Origin of the sequence: Janthinobacterium aquaticum (assembly GCF_009208565.1) — a bacterium.
GTDB lineage: Bacteria > Pseudomonadota > Gammaproteobacteria > Burkholderiales > Burkholderiaceae_D > Janthinobacterium.
This window is the reverse complement of record NZ_WFLK01000002.1, coordinates 62,157-81,790: the sequence shown is the minus strand read 5'-3', so window position 1 is coordinate 81,790 and position 19,634 is coordinate 62,157. Positions and strand designations below refer to the sequence as shown.

The 19,634-nt window shown below is 64.9% G+C and carries 15 protein-coding genes; all 15 read right to left on the bottom strand.

Annotation, left to right across the window (positions count from 1 at the left end; translation table 11 throughout):
• Positions 1-33: 33 nt before the first annotated feature.
• The 15 genes from GCM43_RS03290 to tssH all read right to left on the bottom strand — a co-directional run bounded on the left by GCM43_RS03290 (position 34) and on the right by tssH (position 19,633).
• Positions 34-999 carry an MBL fold metallo-hydrolase gene (locus GCM43_RS03290; RefSeq protein WP_152242096.1) on the bottom strand — a complete coding sequence of 322 codons (966 nt, stop codon included), beginning with the start codon at positions 997-999 and terminating at the stop codon, positions 34-36.
• 117 nt (positions 1,000-1,116) lie between these two features.
• Entirely contained in the window at positions 1,117-2,250 is a 1,134-nt protein-coding gene (gene tssA / locus GCM43_RS03285) for a type VI secretion system protein TssA (protein WP_226929299.1), read from the bottom strand.
• Positions 2,251-2,348: 98 nt separating this feature from the next.
• A complete protein-coding gene (locus GCM43_RS03280; RefSeq protein ID WP_152242094.1) occupies positions 2,349-2,975 on the bottom strand; it encodes a formyltransferase family protein in 627 nt (208 codons plus the stop codon).
• Positions 2,976-3,010: 35 nt separating this feature from the next.
• Positions 3,011-7,168, bottom strand: coding sequence for a type VI secretion system protein (locus GCM43_RS03275; RefSeq protein WP_226929298.1), 4,158 nt, complete (start codon positions 7,166-7,168; stop codon positions 3,011-3,013).
• 21 nt (positions 7,169-7,189) lie between these two features.
• A complete protein-coding gene (locus GCM43_RS03270; RefSeq protein ID WP_152242092.1) occupies positions 7,190-7,963 on the bottom strand; it encodes a DotU family type IV/VI secretion system protein in 774 nt (257 codons plus the stop codon).
• 3 nt (positions 7,964-7,966) lie between these two features.
• A complete protein-coding gene (gene tssK, locus GCM43_RS03265) occupies positions 7,967-9,295 on the bottom strand; it encodes a type VI secretion system baseplate subunit TssK (protein ID WP_152242091.1) in 1,329 nt (442 codons plus the stop codon).
• Between the two features lie 29 nt (positions 9,296-9,324).
• On the bottom strand, positions 9,325-9,825 hold the full coding sequence (locus GCM43_RS03260; RefSeq protein WP_152242090.1) for a hypothetical protein: 501 nt from the start codon (positions 9,823-9,825) through the stop codon (positions 9,325-9,327).
• Positions 9,826-9,881: 56 nt separating this feature from the next.
• Positions 9,882-11,312, bottom strand: a complete 1,431-nt coding sequence (locus GCM43_RS03255; protein WP_152242089.1) for a cation:dicarboxylate symporter family transporter — start codon at positions 11,310-11,312, stop codon at positions 9,882-9,884.
• A gap of 8 nt (positions 11,313-11,320) precedes the next feature.
• Positions 11,321-12,610: a dicarboxylate/amino acid:cation symporter gene (locus tag GCM43_RS03250; RefSeq protein WP_226929297.1), complete on the bottom strand. Its 1,290-nt coding sequence runs from the start codon at positions 12,608-12,610 to the stop codon at positions 11,321-11,323.
• 11 nt (positions 12,611-12,621) lie between these two features.
• A complete protein-coding gene (locus GCM43_RS03245) occupies positions 12,622-13,557 on the bottom strand; it encodes a substrate-binding periplasmic protein (protein ID WP_152242088.1) in 936 nt (311 codons plus the stop codon).
• Entirely contained in the window at positions 13,557-13,832 is a 276-nt protein-coding gene (locus GCM43_RS03240) for a hypothetical protein (protein ID WP_152242087.1), read from the bottom strand. The genes GCM43_RS03245 and GCM43_RS03240 overlap by 1 nt, the downstream gene beginning before the upstream one ends.
• A 26-nt stretch (positions 13,833-13,858) precedes the next feature.
• A complete protein-coding gene (locus tag GCM43_RS03235) occupies positions 13,859-14,245 on the bottom strand; it encodes a DUF4280 domain-containing protein (RefSeq protein ID WP_152242086.1) in 387 nt (128 codons plus the stop codon).
• The gene (locus GCM43_RS03230) at positions 14,246-14,947 is read right to left on the bottom strand and encodes a toxin-antitoxin system YwqK family antitoxin (RefSeq protein ID WP_226929296.1); all 702 of its coding nucleotides are present in this window, start codon (positions 14,945-14,947) and stop codon (positions 14,246-14,248) included.
• A gap of 22 nt (positions 14,948-14,969) precedes the next feature.
• Complete coding sequence (locus tag GCM43_RS03225; protein WP_152242085.1) at positions 14,970-16,961, bottom strand: type VI secretion system Vgr family protein; 1,992 nt, start codon at positions 16,959-16,961, stop codon at positions 14,970-14,972.
• Entirely contained in the window at positions 16,958-19,633 is a 2,676-nt protein-coding gene (gene tssH / locus GCM43_RS03220; protein ID WP_152242084.1) for a type VI secretion system ATPase TssH, read from the bottom strand. Before tssH ends, GCM43_RS03225 begins: the two co-directional genes overlap by 4 nt.
• Between the last annotated feature and the right edge of the window lies 1 nt (position 19,634).

Genomic DNA, 19,634 nt, shown 5'->3' with positions numbered 1-19,634 from the left:
ACTTGCCGCACTTTTTTCCTTCCTTACATTCGCTCAGGGACGGGAAGTATAGTTGGCCGGCGTCCAGGTCCAGCTTTTTCCATTGGCGCGGATATAGCCCACGCCAGGGAACTGCAGATGGGCGGCAGCAACCAGATCGTCTTCTTTGGCAATCGTCTTGAACATGGCGGCGCGTGCCGATGCGGCCTGCGCCGGATCGCTGTCGAATCCGATCGTCACGCCAGGATTGTCGAACTGCACCGCCGCAACGTGGATCAGGTCGCCCAGTATCACCAGCTTCTTGCCTTTGCTCTCCAGGATGTAAGTGGTATGGCCTGCCGTATGACCGTAGGTAGATACCGACTTGATGCCCGGCACCACCTCGCCATTGTGCTCGAAGGGCTTGAATTTTCCCGCCGCGATGTAGGGTTGCACGGAAACCTCGGCACCCTGGAAGAAGCCGATGAAGTCTTTCGGTGCCTTGGCCTTGATGTCGGCATTGAGCCAGTAATCGGCGTCGCGCTTGTCGGCATGCACTACCGCATTCGGGAACGCCAGTTTGCCATTGGCAACCAGGCCGCCGATATGGTCAGGGTGGAAGTGGGTAATGAGAATATCGTCAACCTGCTCGGGCGCGTAGCCCGACGCTTTCAAATTGTCCACCAGTTTGCCCAGGGTGGGGCCGAACAAGGTGCCGCTGCCGGCGTCAACCAGGATCAGCTTGCTGCCGGTATTGATCAGAAACGCGTTGGTGGAGGTCGTCGCTGGCGAGCCGACATGGGCTTTGGTCAGCGCAGCGAGGGTTTTTTGCTTGTCGTTTTTTAACAAATCGACCATCGGCAAGTCTGCCGTACCATCGCTCAGGGGCGTCACCTCGACATCGCCCACCATGATGCGCGCATAGCCTGGCATGCCGATCGGCGACAGTGGTGCCGCGGCGCTGGCATGGCCTGCGCAGGCCAGTGCCACTGCTGCTGCCAGGGCCGAGAACGCAGCTTTCGTTTGCAGAATGTTTTTCATGATCAATTTCTCACGTGGATTTTGGATCATTCACATTAGCACCACAATAGCATCTTGCCACTGGCAAGCAGTCCAGTTTTTTTCTGGCCCAAGCTGTGGCATGCATCTGCGTCCCGGCTACTCCTTCAAGCCCAGCACATTGGCCAGGCGATTGAGGTCACCCTCCTCGCGGATGATTTCCGCCATCAGTTCAGGCAACGGCATATTGCCCCATTTGACCGCCCGGCGCAGCAGATAGGGGGTGGGGCTGTGCGGCTCGACGGCGCTCAGGTAATCGGCCAGCGCCTCCAGCGTTGCATAGGCTTCCTTGCGGTTCTTCCAGGCCCCGGCCATCACCAACGGCGCCGCCTGCGCTTCTTCAAGCTGTCCATCTTCGCTTTGCCACTGCTCGTCGCTGCTTGCTTGTGCCATGATTTCTTCCTTGGTTTTCTCCGGCGCCTGCTCGACCATCAACTGCGCCAGCACGCGCTCGGCGGCGATCAGCGTGCCTTTCAGGCGCGACAGATTGGGCGAACTCGAACCGAGATGGATCTCGACAAACGCACACATGGTCTCCAGGCAGTTCAGGCAGCGCTTGAGCACTTCACGCCGCTGCGCCATTTCGCGGCCCAGGCGCTGGTGCGCATAGGCCACCACATCGGCACGCGTCCACGGCGCGTCTTCTGCGCCGGGATTGTCAGTGGTATGGCCAGGCCCGGCCAGTTCGACGGCAATCATGCGATCCCAGTCGGTCAGCGTGACTGCCGGCGGCTTGCGGCCGGTAATCTGCAGCAGCGGCACATGCAGGCGCAAGGTGGCCGACAGCGAGGCGTTCATCCATTCGAGCGGCGCCACGCGGGCGTCCTCGTCGTTATCTTCGATCAGCGGATGCAGCGGCTCCCACATCTGGCGTACCAGCAGGTCGATCAGGCTCAGGCCACGGTACAACCCTTCGAAACCGGACTGGCGGACCCATGCTTCGAGCAGCCAGGCGGCAATCTGCAGATCCTTGGAGCGGTTGGCCAGCATGTCGACGCAGCGCGCCTCGATCAGCGGCCAGTCGGCGCGCTTGAGCGGACGCTCCCAGCTACCCATCGGCAGGGTCGGATCGTCCTCCTCGCGCGCCAGCCGGATTTCCGTAAAAACCGGATCGTAGCGCAGCGCCGGACCACAGGGAAGCTCCCTGCTGATCGGGCGCAGCAGCAGGTCGATCTGCTGCTGGTGCTCCAGGCTCATCAGGGTATGCGGAATCGGCAGGCTCGGTGGGTTCATGGGCGGCATCGGGGTAGGAAAATCTGGCGCGCGCTCATCGGAAATAAGCTGGCGTGCCTTGTCATAAAGGGTGCGCAAATTGACCATAGCGTGTCTGCCTAGCCGAGCATCTTGCTCAGTTCACGCACGAAAAACTTGGCGGCAATCGGTGACGTCAGGCGGTGCAGGCCATCGACCGTCACGCCAGGCGGAAAATAGATCTTTTCCGACAGCGCGCACAGCCTGCCGGTATCAAAGCCGTCATCGACTTCATGCAGGGCGATGGCGGCATGGTCGGAATTATCATCAAGCAGTGCCTGGAACGGATTGGGCCCCGCGTAATGCGAAGGCCAGCCATCGTCGACACATGGATGCAGATTATAAAAGCCCATCGGCGGATAGCCAAACAGGCGTGCATCGATGCGCTGGCCGAACGTGGCGGCGATGCAGATATCGGGGCGCCACTGCTGTTCGTACAGGTGATAGAACTCGGGCGTCTTGACACGCCCTTTCCAGGCCGGCAGGCCATGCTGCGCCGCCAGCTGTTCGACCATGGTTTCTTCCTCGGGCGTGTGCGGATAAGCCCACACGCGGCGCTCGCGGCTGATGAAACCGGCCGCCACGTCATCAGTCGCCACGCCGACCACGCTCACCTGCGCGGCCAGCGGCCCCTTGAGCAACTCGCTCAGAACTTGAAAGCCGCGGTGAAAACTGCCGAAAACGGCAATGCGGACGGGTTGCTTCATGAATGTTACGCCTTTAAGAGTGAGTCTGTGTCGGCTTACCAGGTCGGTATCCTGGCTGGAAAAACGCTGGGCCATGCCAGCGGCGCACGCTTGCCGGGCGCGCTCACGCTCAGGCGCACATAGACCCTGGCGCGTGTATCGCGCGTGCCGATGCGCGCGCCGTCACCGACGGCCGTCATCGGGAATTCAAAGCGCAGCAACTGCGAGCGCGCGGCGCTGGCCGCTGCATCGTTATCGCGGTAAGCGCCGGCAAAGCTGAGCAGCGACCAGGGGTCGGTAAAGCGGTAGCTGACGGTGCGCTCTTCCACGCTCATGCCCGGATGCCCTGCTTCGGCCTTCGGTATTACCGGACCGTCCTGCGCCACGCGCAGCGTCAGGGTCACCGGCATGCCCGGCTCCCAGCGCAGCGGGCGTGGCGTGTCGCGCTGGCGCAGCGTCTGGCCGCCGATGCCGAGCGACCAGTCGATGATCTTGTTGCCATCGATCTCGGCGGTGGTATTGGCGCGGAACTCCACACTCACATCAAGGCCGCCGGTCTGCCCCTCCTCGCCCTGGTACAGCGGCGACAGGAAGTCGCGCACGCGCTGCATCTGCTCGTCCACCTTGCGCAGCGAGCCGGCCATGGCCGGACGCGCCGTATCGCGCTCGGCGGCCACCGTCTGCGCATGGGCGCGGTCAAACAGCTTGAGCACCTTGCCCACCTCGTCGACATCGGCTGCCAGCACGCGCTCGGCGGCAACGCCACGCGTGCCCACCTCGACGGCCGGCGCGCGGAACGGCGCGCGGCCGGCCAGTTCGCGGTTGAAGGTGTCGGCAAAGGTATTCCAGGCTTCCTGGTAGCGGCTGGCCGACAACTCGCGGCAGCGCGCCTGCAGGCCCGCTTGCAGGGCTTGCAGACGCTCGGCATACAGATCGCCGCCACGCCGGCTGAAGGCGCGCGCCGACAGCACATCGAGACAGTTGCCGACATCTAGTTCGGCTGCCCCGTTGAGCACGAACTGCTCCAGCGCCATCAGGCTGCTGGTCGGGCTTTTCAGGCGATAGCGGCTCAGGTCCGAGACGCTGGCCTGCCAGCGCGCCACCAGCGGATTGCCCGACTGGGCGCCGCCCAGTTGCAGCAGCAGCGCTTCGGCATCCTTGTTGATGGCTTCGATGAACGACTGCTGCTGCGAGATATAGGCATTGAGGCCGGCCGCGTCGCTGGCGCCAAATGCATGCAGCAGCGGGCCTTTTTCACCGTTCCAGCTGCGGAAGGCGCGGTCGCGCGGTACGTAGACCTGGGCGCGCGACAGCGTGTCGTCGAGCAGCTGCAGGCGCGACAGCGCATCGGTGGACAGCACCCGGCTCAGCGCTTCGGCGGTGTCGGGCGCCCCCATGTCCTGCAGCCAGGCGCGCACGCGCAGCGCACGGCCACGGTCGATATCGCTGGCCGGCGCCTGTACTTCGCGCGATGAAACAAAGTAGGCCTGCGACAGCAGGTCGCGCGCCGTTTCCAGCAGGCCTGCGTCGACAAAAGCCGCACTGGCACTATGGAGCGAAGCGGGGAACTTGGGCAGCAGCTCGACCTGGAAACGCCGGCGCGCTTCGGCCAGCGCCAGCACCTGTTCCAGGCGCGCCTGGTCCCAGCTGACGGTGGCGCCGGTGGGCACGTCCGGGAAGCGGATCTGCGTATTGAACTTCATGTACGGCTGCGAAAGCAGGCTGGTCAGCACATCGAGCAAGGCCCGGCGGTCGGCGGCAAAATTCCAGCTGCGGCTGGTGTCCGACCATTCCAGGCCCGAATTGAGGCCCTGCACCAGCTGGTCCGAGGCCATGGTGGCGTCCCACTGCGAAGTGAACTGGATAAAGCCCTGGTCGGCCTGCTTGCGCGTCTCGTCGGCCGGGCCTTTGCCCAGCAGGCTCAAGGCTTCGATGCGCTGCAGCAGATTGTCCCAGGCCGGACCCAGCGCCAGCGTGGTGCTGTGCATCCAGGCGCCCTTGCCTGGCGCCAGATGCGCCTCCTGGCTGCGCAGCGCATTGCGCAGATTTTGCCAGACCAGCAGCGTGGCGGCCGGATCGGCAGCACGGGGGCCGGTATCGAACAGCTCGACCGAAGCGGCGCTGATCGCCTGCTCGGCCTTGAGCAGGCCATTGTCGGCAAACAGGCGCTGGGTGGTACGCCTGACGGCCAGGCGCAGCGAGCAGGCGGCCGCTTCCTGCAGCGGCTCCATGGTCAGCGACGACATGTTCTGCGCCACCTGGCGAAACAGCGCGGCCGTGCGGGCCGGATTGCCATTGAGTTCGGCGCCCAGCGCCATGCGCACCACCAGCGCCAGGTCGTCGCCGGAAGCCGGCCCCGAACGCGGCGACTTCAGGCGCATCATCGCCTGCAGCATTTTTTCCAGCTGCTCCAGGCGCGCCACATATTGCAAGGTGGCGGCAAACTCGGGCAGGTCTTCCACGTTGAGCGCGTTGGTGGCGCTGCCGGCAAGCTGCTGCCAGCCGGCAGGCAGCGTGCACTGCGCACCGATAATCAGACTGCCGGTAACCGGATCGACCGGCACGCCGGTCAGTTCGCTCACGCGCGCATACGAGGCGCGGCGCAAGGGATCGAAGGCATTTTCGGCAAAGCCGTTTTCCATGCGCTGCTGCAGCCGCTCATGCAGGCTGTCGAACCAGGGCCAGGAACCGGGCATGAAGAAGGCGGACAGGTGGGCCGAGCCCATCTGTTCGATATTGAGCAGCGCATCGAGTGCGCGCTGGCGGCTTTCGGCCGGATCGATGACGCTGCGGCTGCCGGCGTCGGCGCTGCGACCCGCGTCGGCGTCGAGCCGGTGCAGATGATCGACCATTTCGCGCGACATGTAATGCAGGCGAAAGCTGGCCGCCCCCATGCCGATCAGCCACACCGTGGCCAGGCCCAGCGCACTCCAGCGCAGCACGCGCGTCATGGCCGGACGGCGCATGCGCTGCGACGAGGCCGAACGCACCAGGCCTGCTTCAGCAAAAATCTTGCGCTCGAAAATGTCGCGCAGGAACGCCGGCACGGCATTGGCCTGGCCTGGCAGCATGGCCGGCAGTCCCAGTGCGCCAGCCTCGTCCTTCGACTCGGCCGGCATCTCGCCGGCCGGCGCATTGAAGCCCACCAGCGCAAACTCGGCCTGTTCGCCCGGATCGGCCGCACTGGCCGTTTCGCTGAGCAGGACGGCGGCGTCGCCGCAATCGCCGGTCAGGTAAATGCCGCGCAACAGGAACGGTTCATGGTAGGCGCTGGGGCGCATCAGTTCTTCGGCAAACATCTTCAGGCCGGCGCGCAGGCGCTCGACCTGGGTCGGCAGCAGGAAGTAGGCGCTGCTGTCGGAGCCGGCCGGCTCGAGTGCGCACAGTTCGGCGCCGGTATCGGCCAGCGAGCGCACCATCTCGTTCATGGCGATATCGACCCATTGCCCCTGGAACGGCGCCGACAGTTCGTAGGCCGACGACCAGCCCAGCATGGAGCGGCGCAGCGGCTCGGGCAAGGCAGCGGCAAAACGCGAGAAGCCGGGAATGGTCTCGCAGTCGGCAATGGCGATATAGATCGGGAAACGCAGCGCCAGGCGGTTTTGCGCCAGCCACAGGCGGCGGTGGATCGCCTTGGCCTTGGCGATCAGCTCGACATGGGCCTGGCCGTCCACGTCCAGGAAAGCGGCAGCGGGGATGGCCAGCACGATGGCGTCAAACGGACGGTCGGGGCGATAACTGCGGCACAGGCCCAGGAAATCGTCCCAGGTGCTGTTGGCGCTGGCCGCCTCGGGGTCGGGCGAGCCGAGGTAATCGGACTGCAGCTGGATCGCCACCCCCTGGTCGAAGAAATTCCAGCTGATGCCCTGCCCGCTGGCCGTCAGCGTGCTGTCGGCGCTAAGCGCGCTTTGCAGACCCGATTGCACCAGTGGCAGTTCGCGCCCGTGCTTGCCTTCGTTGAGCACCAGCGTCCAGCTCAGGTTGTAGCGCTCCGAGCGCACCGCCAGATTGCTCTCGATCAGTTCGACCGCCACGCGAAACGACTGCTTGAGCGAGTCGGCGCTCAGCAGGCGCGGCTTGGCCGCTGCCGGCAGGTCCGACTGCTGCGCGCCCTTCATGGCGGCCCAGATCACCACGCCCAGCAACAGCAGTACCAGCAGCGTCAGCACCAGCAGCGTGACGATGGCGGTGTTATCCGATAAAAAATTAAACAAGATGGCGTCCCCGTAAGCAGGTCATAAAGTTACCGCCAGTGCGCTGCGCACCGGCCAGGATTGCCACAGCCACAGCAGCTCGGACAAACCGAGCAGCATCAGGAAGGCCAGCAAGGCAATCAGGCCGGTCCGGTTAAAGCGCGGCATGCGCCCGGCCGTCAGATGCGACAGGGTGCTGGCATAAGCCTGCTCGGACAGTGTGCGGTCGCGCCCTTGCAGGTCGGCCGGACGCTGGTAGACGAACTGGAACAGCTCGCGCCGGTATTCGGCAATCTTGTCCTGCTTGAGGCCGCGAAAACGGCCCTGGAAGCCCAGCGAGAGCAGGTACAGATAGAGCCGCCCCAGGTTGCGGCGCGACGCTTCGCGGTCGCGCAGCAGCTGATCCAGGTCGTGAAACACGCGCTCGCCGGCAAAGCTGGACTTGAACAGCGTTGCCTCGACCAGCACATGGCGCCAGTAGGTGCGCCCGGCCCACTCGATATTGAGCAGCACTTCGTCGGCCAGCGCCGCTTTCAGGAACCGTCCCTGCACTTCGGCCTCGATGCCTGACTTGCCGCCGATGCGGCGCGCTTCAAGTGTCTGCAATTCGATCAGTTGGCACAGCTTGCGGCTCAGCGCCTCGGCAGCCGGACGCGCCTCGGCTTCGGACAGGCGCGTGGCCGCCTGCGCCGACAGCGCCAGTACTTCGTAGAAATCGCGGAACTGGATCGAGGCCAGGTCGACGCCTTCGCTCATCGCGCTGCGCCAGCCAGCCGGCGCCGGCGCGGCATTGCCTGCGCCCGATTGCATGCTCATGGCTTACCCCTTGATGAACAGGACGATTTCCTGCGGGCGCTGGGCCAGCAGGCTTTCATTGGAATTGCTGATCAGCAGCGGCTGGCCCGGCACGATAAAGCTCTCCGTCACCTCGATGCTGAACAGCACATAGCCGGTGCTCGAACGCAGGCCCAGCTCTTCGGCCACATCGATTTTCAAGCGCGGCGCACCGCTGACGCGGCGATCGGTCAGCAAGGTCCAGACGGTTTTCGAGCCGATGGCCGCGCCCTTTATCCACTGCTCCGCTTCGCTTTCGGGGCGCCCACGCAGGCCGATCACGATGCGCTGGCCGGCCAGCCATTCGGGCTGCATGTCGAGCGCAAAGACCCGGCCGTCAAAGTCGAAGGTACAGGTTTTCCAGTCCTGGCTCACTTCGGCCACCAGGTCCGACAGCGCCGACAGCACCGCCTCGAACGCCGGCGCGCAGTCGGCATGGTCGTAGGCCGGCGGCATGGTCGGCACCACGCCCGGGCGCAGCGTGGCCAGCGGCCCGAGCTGGGCGCATAGCGCCAGGTACAGCGGCAGCGGCTGCACCACCGGGCAATACAGCAGCGCTTCAAGCAGCGGCAAATTGAGCGTCAGGCTCGACAGGCGCGCCTTTTGCTCCAGCATGGCCAGCCGGTCTTCGGTGCGCGAGGACGGATTGGCCGTCTGGCGCGCCAGGAACAGCGCCTTGTTGCGCATCAGCGTGGCCACGTGCAGCGCGCGCTGGCGGATGGGTGCATCGGCCGACAGCTCGAGCAGCGCCGGCACGAACGCGCCGATGCGCACCACTTCGTTGACCTTGTTGACCGTCATCAGGCGCAAGCTGGTGTAGCCGAACGGCGGCACGTCGCCCGCCGTCAGGGCCAGGTTGACGGCCATACGCGGCACTTCGGCCGGCAGCGCCTCCGACACTTCGTCCTCGACGGGAGCGGTCTGCACCGGACGGAACATGGCCGGCTGGCCGGGCTGGCGCAGCGAACGCGTATTGCCCAGCACCAAGTAGACGTCGACGTCGCGCTGCGCCATGTCGGCCGCGAACGGCGTCAGGTCCAGCTCCAGGCTGGCACCCTGCGCGCTGTCGGCGTCGAAACTGACCGCCATGCCATTGGGCAAGATTGCCTCGATGCGCACCACGCGCAGCAGGCCCTTGTTCAGGCGCGCCTCGTCGACCAGCAGCTTGCGCACGCCCCAGCCATAAGGATTGGCGGCCAGCGATTGCCAGGCCAGCAGCGCATCGAGACGCGCGCCTTCCTGTTGAAAATGCTGCGGCGTCAGCAGCATGCCTTCATGCCACTGGATACGGTTGGAAAGTTGGGTCTGCATCATGTCGGTAATAAATAGTCTCGTGCTGTCTTTTACTGGGCTGCGCCAGGCTTGATTTCGGTGGCGGCAAAGCCCTGCTCGTCAAGCTGCACCATATAGCCGCGCGCCGACAGCAGCAGCCGGCTGCGGTGTTCGCCCGGCGTGGCGTAGCCGGCATACACCAGCGCGCCCCACACTTTTTCAGAGCGCCACAATCTGTCGTTGAGCGCCAGGCTCTGGCCGGGCACCAGCTCATAGGAAAAGACGGTCAGTGCATTGGGAAAGCTGCGCTGTACGTCGCTGCGGGTGGCAAACCATTTGGCCGCCGGCATGGCAAGCAGGGACTCGAGCACCGTGCTGTCCTTGACCAGCACGATGTCTACGGCCACGGCACTGTTGGCGTTGGCGTCTTCGGCTGCGCGCAGGGCCAGCGTCTGCCAGTCGGGCGCCACCGGGCGCGGCCCCAGGCCGAGCAGCGAACGGGTGCCGTCGACCACCCCGCAGCCAGCGAGCATAGCGGCGCCCAGCAGCACCAGCATGCTGCGGCGCTTCATCGGGCACTCCGCGATAAGGGAGGGATCACTGTCATGTGTGTTCGATCTCAAAAGTTTCAGGAAGCTGCGTTCAAACCGGCCCCGACGCCTGCGCAGAAAACTGCCAGCAGTGCCAACGCGACCAGGAAATAGCTCAGGATTAATTGCTTGCGGCTAAATACCAGCTTTAGCGACGCTGGTTGCCATGCTTCGGAAACTTGCCCATTATTAATATACAGACCATCTGCAACCAACGCAATCAAGGCTGACGAGATTAATAAAGAAAGCAAGTTTCGTGGTCCTTCGCATAACACTTCAACCAGGATAAACACCGGCAGCACGGCTTCCAGCGGCAAGCCCATCGAGGCCAGCACGAAGCTGCCCAGGATCAGCGATTTGGCGCCGGGAATGCCGACCGACCACAAGGCAGCGCTCCATGAGAGCACGCAGATCGACACTACCTCGCCGGCACTGAGCGTATGGTGGTACAGATTGGCAATGAAAATGGCCAGCACGGCAAAGAACATGGCTTCGCCGGCTTTGAGAAAGACCGGGGCGATGGGCGAGCTCAGCTCCACCAGCGCGCGGCTGAAACCGAACTGCGAACTCATTACCTGGATAAAGCCGGGCACCGCCGCCGTGGCCACCGGCGAAAACAGGCACACCGTAATGGGCTCGCGCAGCGCCAGCAGTACCGGCCACGGGGCTTTTTTCAGGCGCCAGCACAAAACGCCGATCGCCATGGCGCTCACCAGCAGGGCAGCGAGCAGGAATGCCAGCAGAAAGCCCGACAGCAGCGTAATGGCCTGCAAACCGGCAGTGGCGGTGGCAGCGGCCGCCAGCACGAAGGCGGCCACCGGCAGCAGCGCGTTGAAGCGGTGTACCAGCGACTCGAGCGCGCGATAAGCGCCCTCCAGAATACCGCTCAGCGACTCCGACATGCGCGGCGCCTGTACCGCCACCGCAGCGCCGAAGCACAGCACGCCGATCAGCACCGCTGGCGCAGCGCCATAGGCCAGCGCGCCAAACAGATTGTCGGGCACCAGCGCGGCCACGTCCCAGCTGACGGCCTGGCTGGCAGCGTCGCCATGCATGGCCATGTGCACGCCCTGCTCGGCGCCCAGTGCCAGCTGGCCCAGTTGCGTGGACTGCGCCGGCGACAGGCCGCCGGCGCCGGTCACGCTGGCCACCAGCACGCCGATCACGGTGCATAAAAACATCGCCAGCAAGGCCAGCACGATCATCTTGACCAGCACGCGCCCGGCGCCCGGCACGCTGGCCAGGCGCTGGGTACCGAAATACACGGCCAGGATCACAAACGGAAATGCGGCCATCTGTATCAGCGACATGAACAGCGCCGACAGGGCCGACAGCCATGGCGCACTGCCCGGCATCAGCACGCCGAGCCAGCCGCCCAGCAGCACCAGGCCGAACATGACGACCGGATGGCGCACGATCTCGCCGATCTGGATGTTGGCCGGCTTGATGGCGGCAGGAAGGGTCAGCATCGGCGGGCCTAGAGCTTGACGGGCGGCGCGCACACCGCCGCCACCGAAGCACAACTGCCGATGACGGTCACGGCCGTGCGCGCCATGGCGCACAGCGGATCGACCGCCACCAGCAGCACGAAGGCAGCCTCGAACGGCAAGGCCAGGTAGGCGCAGATGCTGCCCACCAGCGTGATGGTCACGATGCCGCTCATGCCGGCTGCCGCAAAACCGGACAGCACCGAGGCCAGCGCCAGCAGGCCCAGGTCATACGGCGACAGCGCGCGGCCATACAGCGCCGCGATAAACAACGTGGCGCAGACAAAATAGGCAATCGCACCCACGCGCAGCAGCGAAATGCTCAGTGGCACCAGCAGTTCGACGCGCGCGCGGGCAAACTGCAGCTTGCCGGCCAGCGCATCGACCATCGCCGGCATGCAGGTGGCGCTGCTGTTGGTGGCCACGCCCAGCGCAAACGGTTCACGCATGGCCTTGAACACCAGGCCATACGGCACGCCGGCGCGGCGCGCGATAAAGCCCATCGACAGCGCCAGCAGCATCGCACTGATCAGCAGGAACACCACCACGAAACTGCCCATGGCGCGCAGCGGCTGCAGGCCGGTGTGGGCAACCTGGCTGGCCGCCATGCAGAACAGGATCAGCGGCACCGGCAGGTTGATCCAGCGCGTCAGCGTCTGGCAGGCGTGATAAACGGTGGCCAGGGCGTCATTCAGGCCGGTGGAAATACGGCTCGGCACCTGGCCGGCCGCAAAGCCGAACAGCAGCGCAAACACCAGCGCCTTGAGTGTTTCGCCATTGGCCAGCGAAGCGAAAATGTTTTGCGGGATCAGCGCCTGCAGCAGGTCCTTGATATCGGTGGCGGGCGCCGCCTCGGCCTTGACGTTGCTCATCGACATGATGGTATTGCTGCCCTGATCGTCATCGCTGATGATACGCCCCAGTGCCGCGCGCGTTTCGAGCGGCAGGTTGCCGCCGGGGCGCACCAGCAGCGTGGCCGCTGCCGACAGCGTGGCCGCCGCCAGCGACGCGGCCAGGAACACCACCACCACGCGCTTGAAGATGCGCGCCGCGCCGCCGTCACGGTACAAATTTTGCAGGCTGAAGATCACGGCCGAGAGCATAAACGGCAGCACGATCATTTTCAGCAGGTCGACATAGACCACGCCGACAAAAGCCAGCATGGCCGACCAGGACGGCGCGGCCCAGCCGGCCAGGCCGCCGGCCACCACGCAGGCCAGCACCGTCAGGGGATTGAGCGCCCATTTCTGGTAGCGCTGCATGCTCGTTGGAATATCCACGTCTCGGCTTCTTATTTGATCGATTTGAGCACACTGCTGGCGGTCGGCTTTTCGCCGCGCTGTGCAATGACTTCGTTGATAAAGGCCAGCAAGGTATCGTCGCCGATGCCCACCATGATGCGCTGCGATGAATCGAGGTCGTCAAAGGTCACCGTGCGCAGCGACAGCGCCAGGCCAGGGTCGGCGCGCAGTATCTGCATCACCTCCAGTTCGTCGCGGTAGGCGGCCACCACCTCGCCCTGCTTGACGGCCTTGATCACATCAGCCCAGGTCGGATAGCTGACCAGCTTTGCCTGCGGGAAATTACGTTGGCCAAATTCGACCCAGGCCGAGTTGCCGATCACGCCCAGGCGGCCGCTGAAGTTGCGGATCACCTGTGGCAGCGGCTGGTCGCCGGCCATTTCGGCAAAGCGCATGCGGTTGATCAGCAGCGCGTGGCCCAGGCGCATGTAGACATCGGAAAAATGCACGATCTGGGCCCGCTTTAGCGTGCGCGCCATGCGGCTGATGCCCATGTCGGCCTGGCCGATGGCGACCGTTTCGGCGACGCCATCGAAGGTTTGCGCACTGCGATCAAAACGTACCGGCACGCCCAGTTCCTTGCCGATGCGCAGCGCCAGGTCGACGTCGGTACCGGCCAGCTTGCCGTTCTTGAGCGAGAAAAATGGCGGCGTATCGATGCCCAGCATGGCCACCACCAGTTCGCCCTGGTTGACGATGCGCGCAATATCGGGCGCCAGCAGGCGGCCATCGGCCACCGCCACCAGCTTCGAGCGGCCGGCCGGCTGCACGCTGGCGGCAACCGCCGGTGCTGGTGCTGGTGCTGGTGCATGAGCATGAACCGAGCCGGCCGGACGCGATGCGCGCGCAGCTTGCGCCTGCGCCAGCGTGACACAACCGAACAGGCACAGGGCAGCGAACGCCGCCAGCAGTGGACGCGGCGCCATCAACGCACCGCCTGCTCTGCATTGCGCAATGGCGCCGTCACCGGTGCTGCCAGCGTTGCCGCACCGGCTGCCGCACGCGACTCAAGCCGCTGTTCGGCGCGCAGCCGGGCGCGCTGGCCGGCATCGTCGAGCATGTCGACAGCGTCCTCGCGCTGGCCGGCGCTGCTGCTCTTGCCGATCTGGTAGCCCAGTGCAAACAGCAGCACCATCAGCGCAATGGCGCAAAAGATGACCAGCGAAATAAGGCGTGGCGTCAGGTTGAATTTGTATTCCATGGTCTGTTCTGTTCAGGTCGTTTGCTTCATGGGATGGCCACCGTGAACTGGCCCGGCATCGTCACGCCGATCACGCCACCCCACATGCACATCAGTTTCGAGGAATTGTTCAGTGCCGGCATATTGCCGATCAGCACCGTGGGCGAACCGGGCACCCATGGCGCCACGGTAGCCGGTATGCACGGCATGGGCGTGGGCACGCCCAGTGCCGCCGCCGTGGCGGCAATGACCATCGGATTGGACATCGACATGCACATGCCAAAGGGAAGGATATTGAGCATCGGCTTGCTGTCCATGATGTTGGCGTCCGGCACCACCGTCAGCACCAGATTGAGCGGCAGCACCATCATCGCGCTGGGCGCCGCGCCAAACGTACACTTGAGCAGCGCGCCCATGCAGGCTTGTTGTCCCATTTAGACTCCCCTTACCAGTTTTTGCAGCCGGTCCAGCAGCGCCGGCGTCGATTCGGCATTGCCGGTGCGCCGTCCTTTGGCATCAAACCGCGCCGGCGCGCCCACCAGTTTGCCGTCGCGATAGTGCGTCTCTTCCATCAGCGTGCCGTCCGGCCAGTAGCGCCGCATCGGCCCGTGCAGCAGGTTGGCGCGGTAGATGCAGCGTTGCACCACGCTGCCTTCGTTGTCGAAGTCAGTGGACTCGCCGTCCAGCAGGCCGCCCTGATAGCGCGCCTGGCGCACCAGCTGACCCTGGTGATAAAACTCGGCCGGGCCATGAATCTGGCCTTCAGACAGTTGCAGGCGGGCCGTCAGGTTGCCCGCCTCGTCATACGACAGTGAAGGGCCGCTGGCCACGCCGCCCTGCATGTTCTGGCGCGAGACGCAGCGGCCGTTGACATACACTTCCATCAGCCCGTGCGCCAGGCCGGCGCGAAACTGCGACTTCTGCACCAGCTTGCCATCGTTTGCATAGGCGCTCATCGGGCCATGCATCTTGCCGTCTTCAAAATGCGTCTGCACCAGCAGCTGGCCATTCGGGCCATACTGCTCGAGCGCGCCATGGAGCACGCCGCCGCGCATCGAACAGCGCTGCAACAGCATGCCGTCGCCGTCGCGCTCCTCGATCAGCTGGATGGCGGCGGGGACGGCGGCCTCGGACACAGTAACAGGGGGCGCGTCGATCTCAGTTCACCTTGGCCAACGCGCCCTTGAGCGTCAGCATTGCGCCGGCTTCGACGGTCTGCATCGCGTCGGCCTTGCTGTTGATGATCGGCGCCAGATTATCCATCTGCACGCCGCCCTGGTTGACCAGCTTCATGCCAGCCTTGCTGGTGAGATTGGTGCCGGCCTCGTTGCTGAGCGTGGTGCCGCCCTTGGCGCTGTAGGCGGTGCCGGCCTTGGCGGTAAAGCTGGTACCCGCCTCCTGCACCACGGCCGCGCTGGACTTGATGGTGATGCCGCCGGTGACGGTAATGGTCAGCTTGCCGTCGATGGTCAGCGCGTAGTCGCCCTTGACCTTGTGGGTAAAACTGGCCGCGTTGTCATGCGTCTCGGCGCCCGTTACGTCAAGCGCGCGGGTGCCTTTCACCTTGTGTACTTCCTTGCCCTTCTGCACATCGACCGTGCGATCGCCCTCCTGCAAGGTATGCACTTCGGCGCCCTTCTTGACGGTGGTGGTCAGCGCATCTTCTATTTCGGCCAGCCAATCCTTCTGCGCGTGCAGATACAGCTCCTCGGCGTCCTTCTTGTCTTCAAAGCGCAACTCGTTGCCGGCCGTGCCCTGCTTGGAGCTGCGGCTGCGCAGCACGCTTTGCGTCTGGTTGGCCGGCAGCGTGACGGGCGTGGCGTTTTCGCCGTTATAGACGGCGCCGGTCACCAGCGGGCGCTCCGGGTCGCCATTGAGGTAGGTGACGACCACCTCCTGGCCCACGCGCGGCAGGAACAGCGCGCCAAAGCTGTTGCCGGCGGTGGACTGGGCCACGCGCAGCCAGGTCGAACTCTGGTCATCCTTGACGCCGTCGCGGTCCCAGGGAAACTGCACCTTGATGCGGCCATGCTTGTCGGTCCAGATTTCCTCGCCGCTCGGCCCCACCACCAGCGCCGTCTCGCAGCCGACAGCGCGCGGGCGCGCCGTTTGCACCGGTGCGCGAAACGGCACGGCGGCCGGGAAGGCCTCGAAGGAATTGGTATAGAGGTCGTCGCGCGCCGTGTGATGTACGCGGCGCAGCACGAAAGCGGCATTGAGGGCAGCGACAAAGTGCCCCGACAGGGTAAATTTGCTGCCGGCGCGAAACGGATAGCAATAGCTGTCGCCGCGCAGCACTTCGGCATTGACCTGGCTGGCCTCGACGCGCAGTTTGGCCAGCGCCTTGCCGGCGGCCACTGCCGCATGGCCGGTGGCAAATTCGTATACCTTGCCGTTGCCGGTAGTAGCCGCATGGCTGCCTTCGAGCGAGGTGCTGGGCTTGGTGAAGTCGTAGTCGTTGACGGTCGCTTCTTTGATGGCGATGGTGTTTTCATGCGCAAAGCGCGATACCGTATCGAGCTCGTTGACCATGCCGGTACGCGGAAAGAAGCGCACCTTGGCGCCGCCGGCGCAGTCGGCAAAGGCAGCGCTGGCGTCGGCCAGCACCATGGTGTGGCCGGCACTGCTGAAGGTGAAGAAGTAAAAAATGCCGGCCTGCTCCATCAGCCGGCTGATGAAATCAAACGCGGTTTCATCGTATTGCACGCAATAATCGAGCGCCGTGTAGGTCTGCGTGGTCTGGTCGTCGAAGGTGACGGCAAAGTCGCCGAGCACCGCCGCAATAATCTGCGTGACGGTCTTGGCCTGGTAGATCTTGCGGTCGCGCGACAGCGTCAGCAGCCACAGGGCCGGCACCAGTTCGGCTTCGTAGCTGGCAAAGTCGCGGTCGTAGCCGCTCTGGATAAAGCGCGACACCATGCCCGTCACGTAGCGCTTGGCAGCGCCGTCGACGGCCAGCGTGACCGTCATGCTCTTGCCGACGATGCTGGCGGCGGCCAGACTGGTGCTGCCCGAACGCATGTGCAGATGGAACTTGAACAGCTCCGAGATGCCTTCGCTGCCTTCCATGGCGTCAAGCAGCAGGTCATCCTTGCCGAACGGCGAGGACACCGACAGCAGCCCGCCCGGCTGTGCAAAATCGCTTCTCATGAGGCTGCGCGCGGGGCGTCGTCGCGAAAGGCGTAGCGGAACTGCTGGTCCGGCCCCACGCTCATGTGAACGGCCGTAAACGGCAGCAGGCGCGACATGCGCTCAAGCACCAGCGACGAGAGCACCGGCAGCACCGTCTGCGTGAGGATGAAATCGATATTGCGCGCGCCGCTGTCGACTTCCGTGCAGCGCGCCGTCACCGTTTCGGTCACCTGGTCGTCCCAGGTGAAGCGCGCATGGTGGTTCTCGGCAAAGCGCGCCGCCAGCTTGGCCAGCTTCAGGTCGACGATATTGCCGATCTGCGCGTCGCCCAGCGGGTAGTAAGGCACCAGTACCAGGCGCCCAAGGAAAGCCGGACTGAACTGGCGCAGCAGGGCCGGGCGCAGCTGTTCGGCCAGCGCGGCCACTTCGGGTCGTCTTCCCTGGCTGCAGGCCTGGGTAATGACGTCCTGCGCTGCGTTCGAGGTCAGCAGGATCAGCGTGTTCTTGAAGTCGATGCTGACGCCCTCGCCGTCTTCCATGGTGCCCTTGTCGAACACCTGGAAAAACAGCTCCAGCACATCGGGATGGGCTTTTTCCATTTCATCGAGCAGCACCACGCTGTACGGACGGCGTCGCACCGCCTCGGTCAGCACGCCGCCCTTGCCGTAGCCGACATAACCGGGCGGCGCCCCCTTCAGACTGGAAATCGAATGGGCTTCCTGGAATTCGGACATATTGATGGTGACCATATTGCGCTCGCCGCCATAGAGCATGTCGGCCAGCGCAAAGGCCGTTTCGGTCTTGCCCACACCGCTCGGGCCGACCAGCATGAACACGCCGACCGGTTTGCCCGGGTCATCGAGTTCGGCGCGGAAGGTGCGCACGCGGCGTGCAATGGCGTCGAGCGCCTGGTCCTGCCCCACCACGCGTTCGCACAGGCGCTCTTTCAACTGCAGCACGGTATGGATTTCATCGGCCAGCATCTTGCCCACCGGGATGCCGGTCCAGCCGGAAATCACGCCGGCCACCATGCGCGAATCGACGCATACCGGCACCAGCGGCTCGTCGTCCTGGATCGCTTCGAGCCCTTTTTGCAGGCGTTGCAGCTGGTCGCCGCGCGAGCGCCGCTCGTCTTCATCGACGGCGACGCCTTCGGCGGTGGTGTCTGCGGCGATCTCGCGGCGCAGCGCCAGGATTTCTGCCACCGCGCCACGCTCGTCGGCCAGCTTGGCAGCGAGCGCCGCCTGGCGCGCGCGCAGGGACGCCAGTTGCTTGTCCAGTTTGGCCATCGCATCGCTGCGCTCTTCGCCACGCGCGTGGGCGCTGCGGGCAATGCGCAGCGATTCGCCGGCGAGCACGATGTCATGCTCGAGCGCTTCGAGCTGCGCCGGCACGCCGGACTGGCCGATGGCCACGCGCGCGCAGGCGGTATCGAGCACGCTGATGGCCTTGTCGGGCAACTGGCGCCCGGTGATATAACGGTGCGACAGGCGTACCGCATCCATCACCGCTTCATCAAGAATTTCCACGCCGTGGTGGCGCTCCAGCGTGGCCACCATGCCGCGCAGCATGCCCATGGCCGCTTCCGGCTCCGGCTCTTCCACCTTGACCACCTGGAAACGCCGCGCCAGTGCCGGATCGCGCTCCACATACTTTTTATATTCCGCCCAGGTAGTGGCGGCAATGGTGCGCAGCTCGCCGCGCGCCAGTGCCGGCTTGAGCAGATTGGCCGCGTCGCCCTGTCCTTCCATGCCGCCCGCGCCGATCAGCTGGTGCGCTTCATCGATAAACAGGATGATCGGCGTGGCCGAGGCGCGCACCTCGGCGATCACCGCCTTGAGGCGGTTCTCGAATTCGCCCTTGACGCCGGCGCCGGCCTGCAGCAGCGCCAGGTCCAGCGAACGCACCACCGCGTTGGCCAGCGACGGCGGCACCAGGCCCTGCGCAATGCGCTGGGCAAAGCCTTCCACCACGGCCGTCTTGCCCACGCCGGCCTCGCCGGTCAGGATCGGGTTGTTCTGGCGACGGCGCAGCAAAATATCGATAATCTGGCGAATCTCTCCATCGCGCCCGCGGATCGGATCGATGCCGCCGGCGCGCGCCAGCGCCGTCAGGTCCTGCGTGTACTGATCGAGTGCCGGGGTGGCGCCGCTGCCGCTGGCGGCAGGTGCTGCGGGCATGCCCGGCAACGCCGGCACGCGCGATGCACCGGCGTCTTCGCTCGACTCTGCCAACAGGGCCGGCAGTTCATTTTTCAACTGCTGGCGCGCAATTTTCAGCAGGTCCGGCGCACTGTCGATCAGCATGCCGCGCAGCGCGTCCGCTTCGAGCATGGCCAGCAGCACGGTGCCCGAGCGTACCTGCTCGCCGCCGAGCAGCATCGAGCCCAGCATCCACGCCTCCTGGAACAGCACGATGAAATGTGGCGACAGCGCCGGCGTGCGGCCGTTGCCGCGCTTGAAGCCGTCCATGCTCTTTTGCAGCTGCGCCGAGACCGCACTGTCGCTGACGCCAAAGCGGCGCAGGATCACCGCCAGGTCGGGCGCCTGGGCGTCCAGCAGGGCAAACAGCAGATGCTCGAGCTCGACATTGAAATGCGTCTGCTTGACGCACAGTTCGGCGGCCTGCCCCATGGCGCGCTTGCACTCGGGGTTGAGCTTTAACAGCAGCGTGCGGATATCGATGTCCATG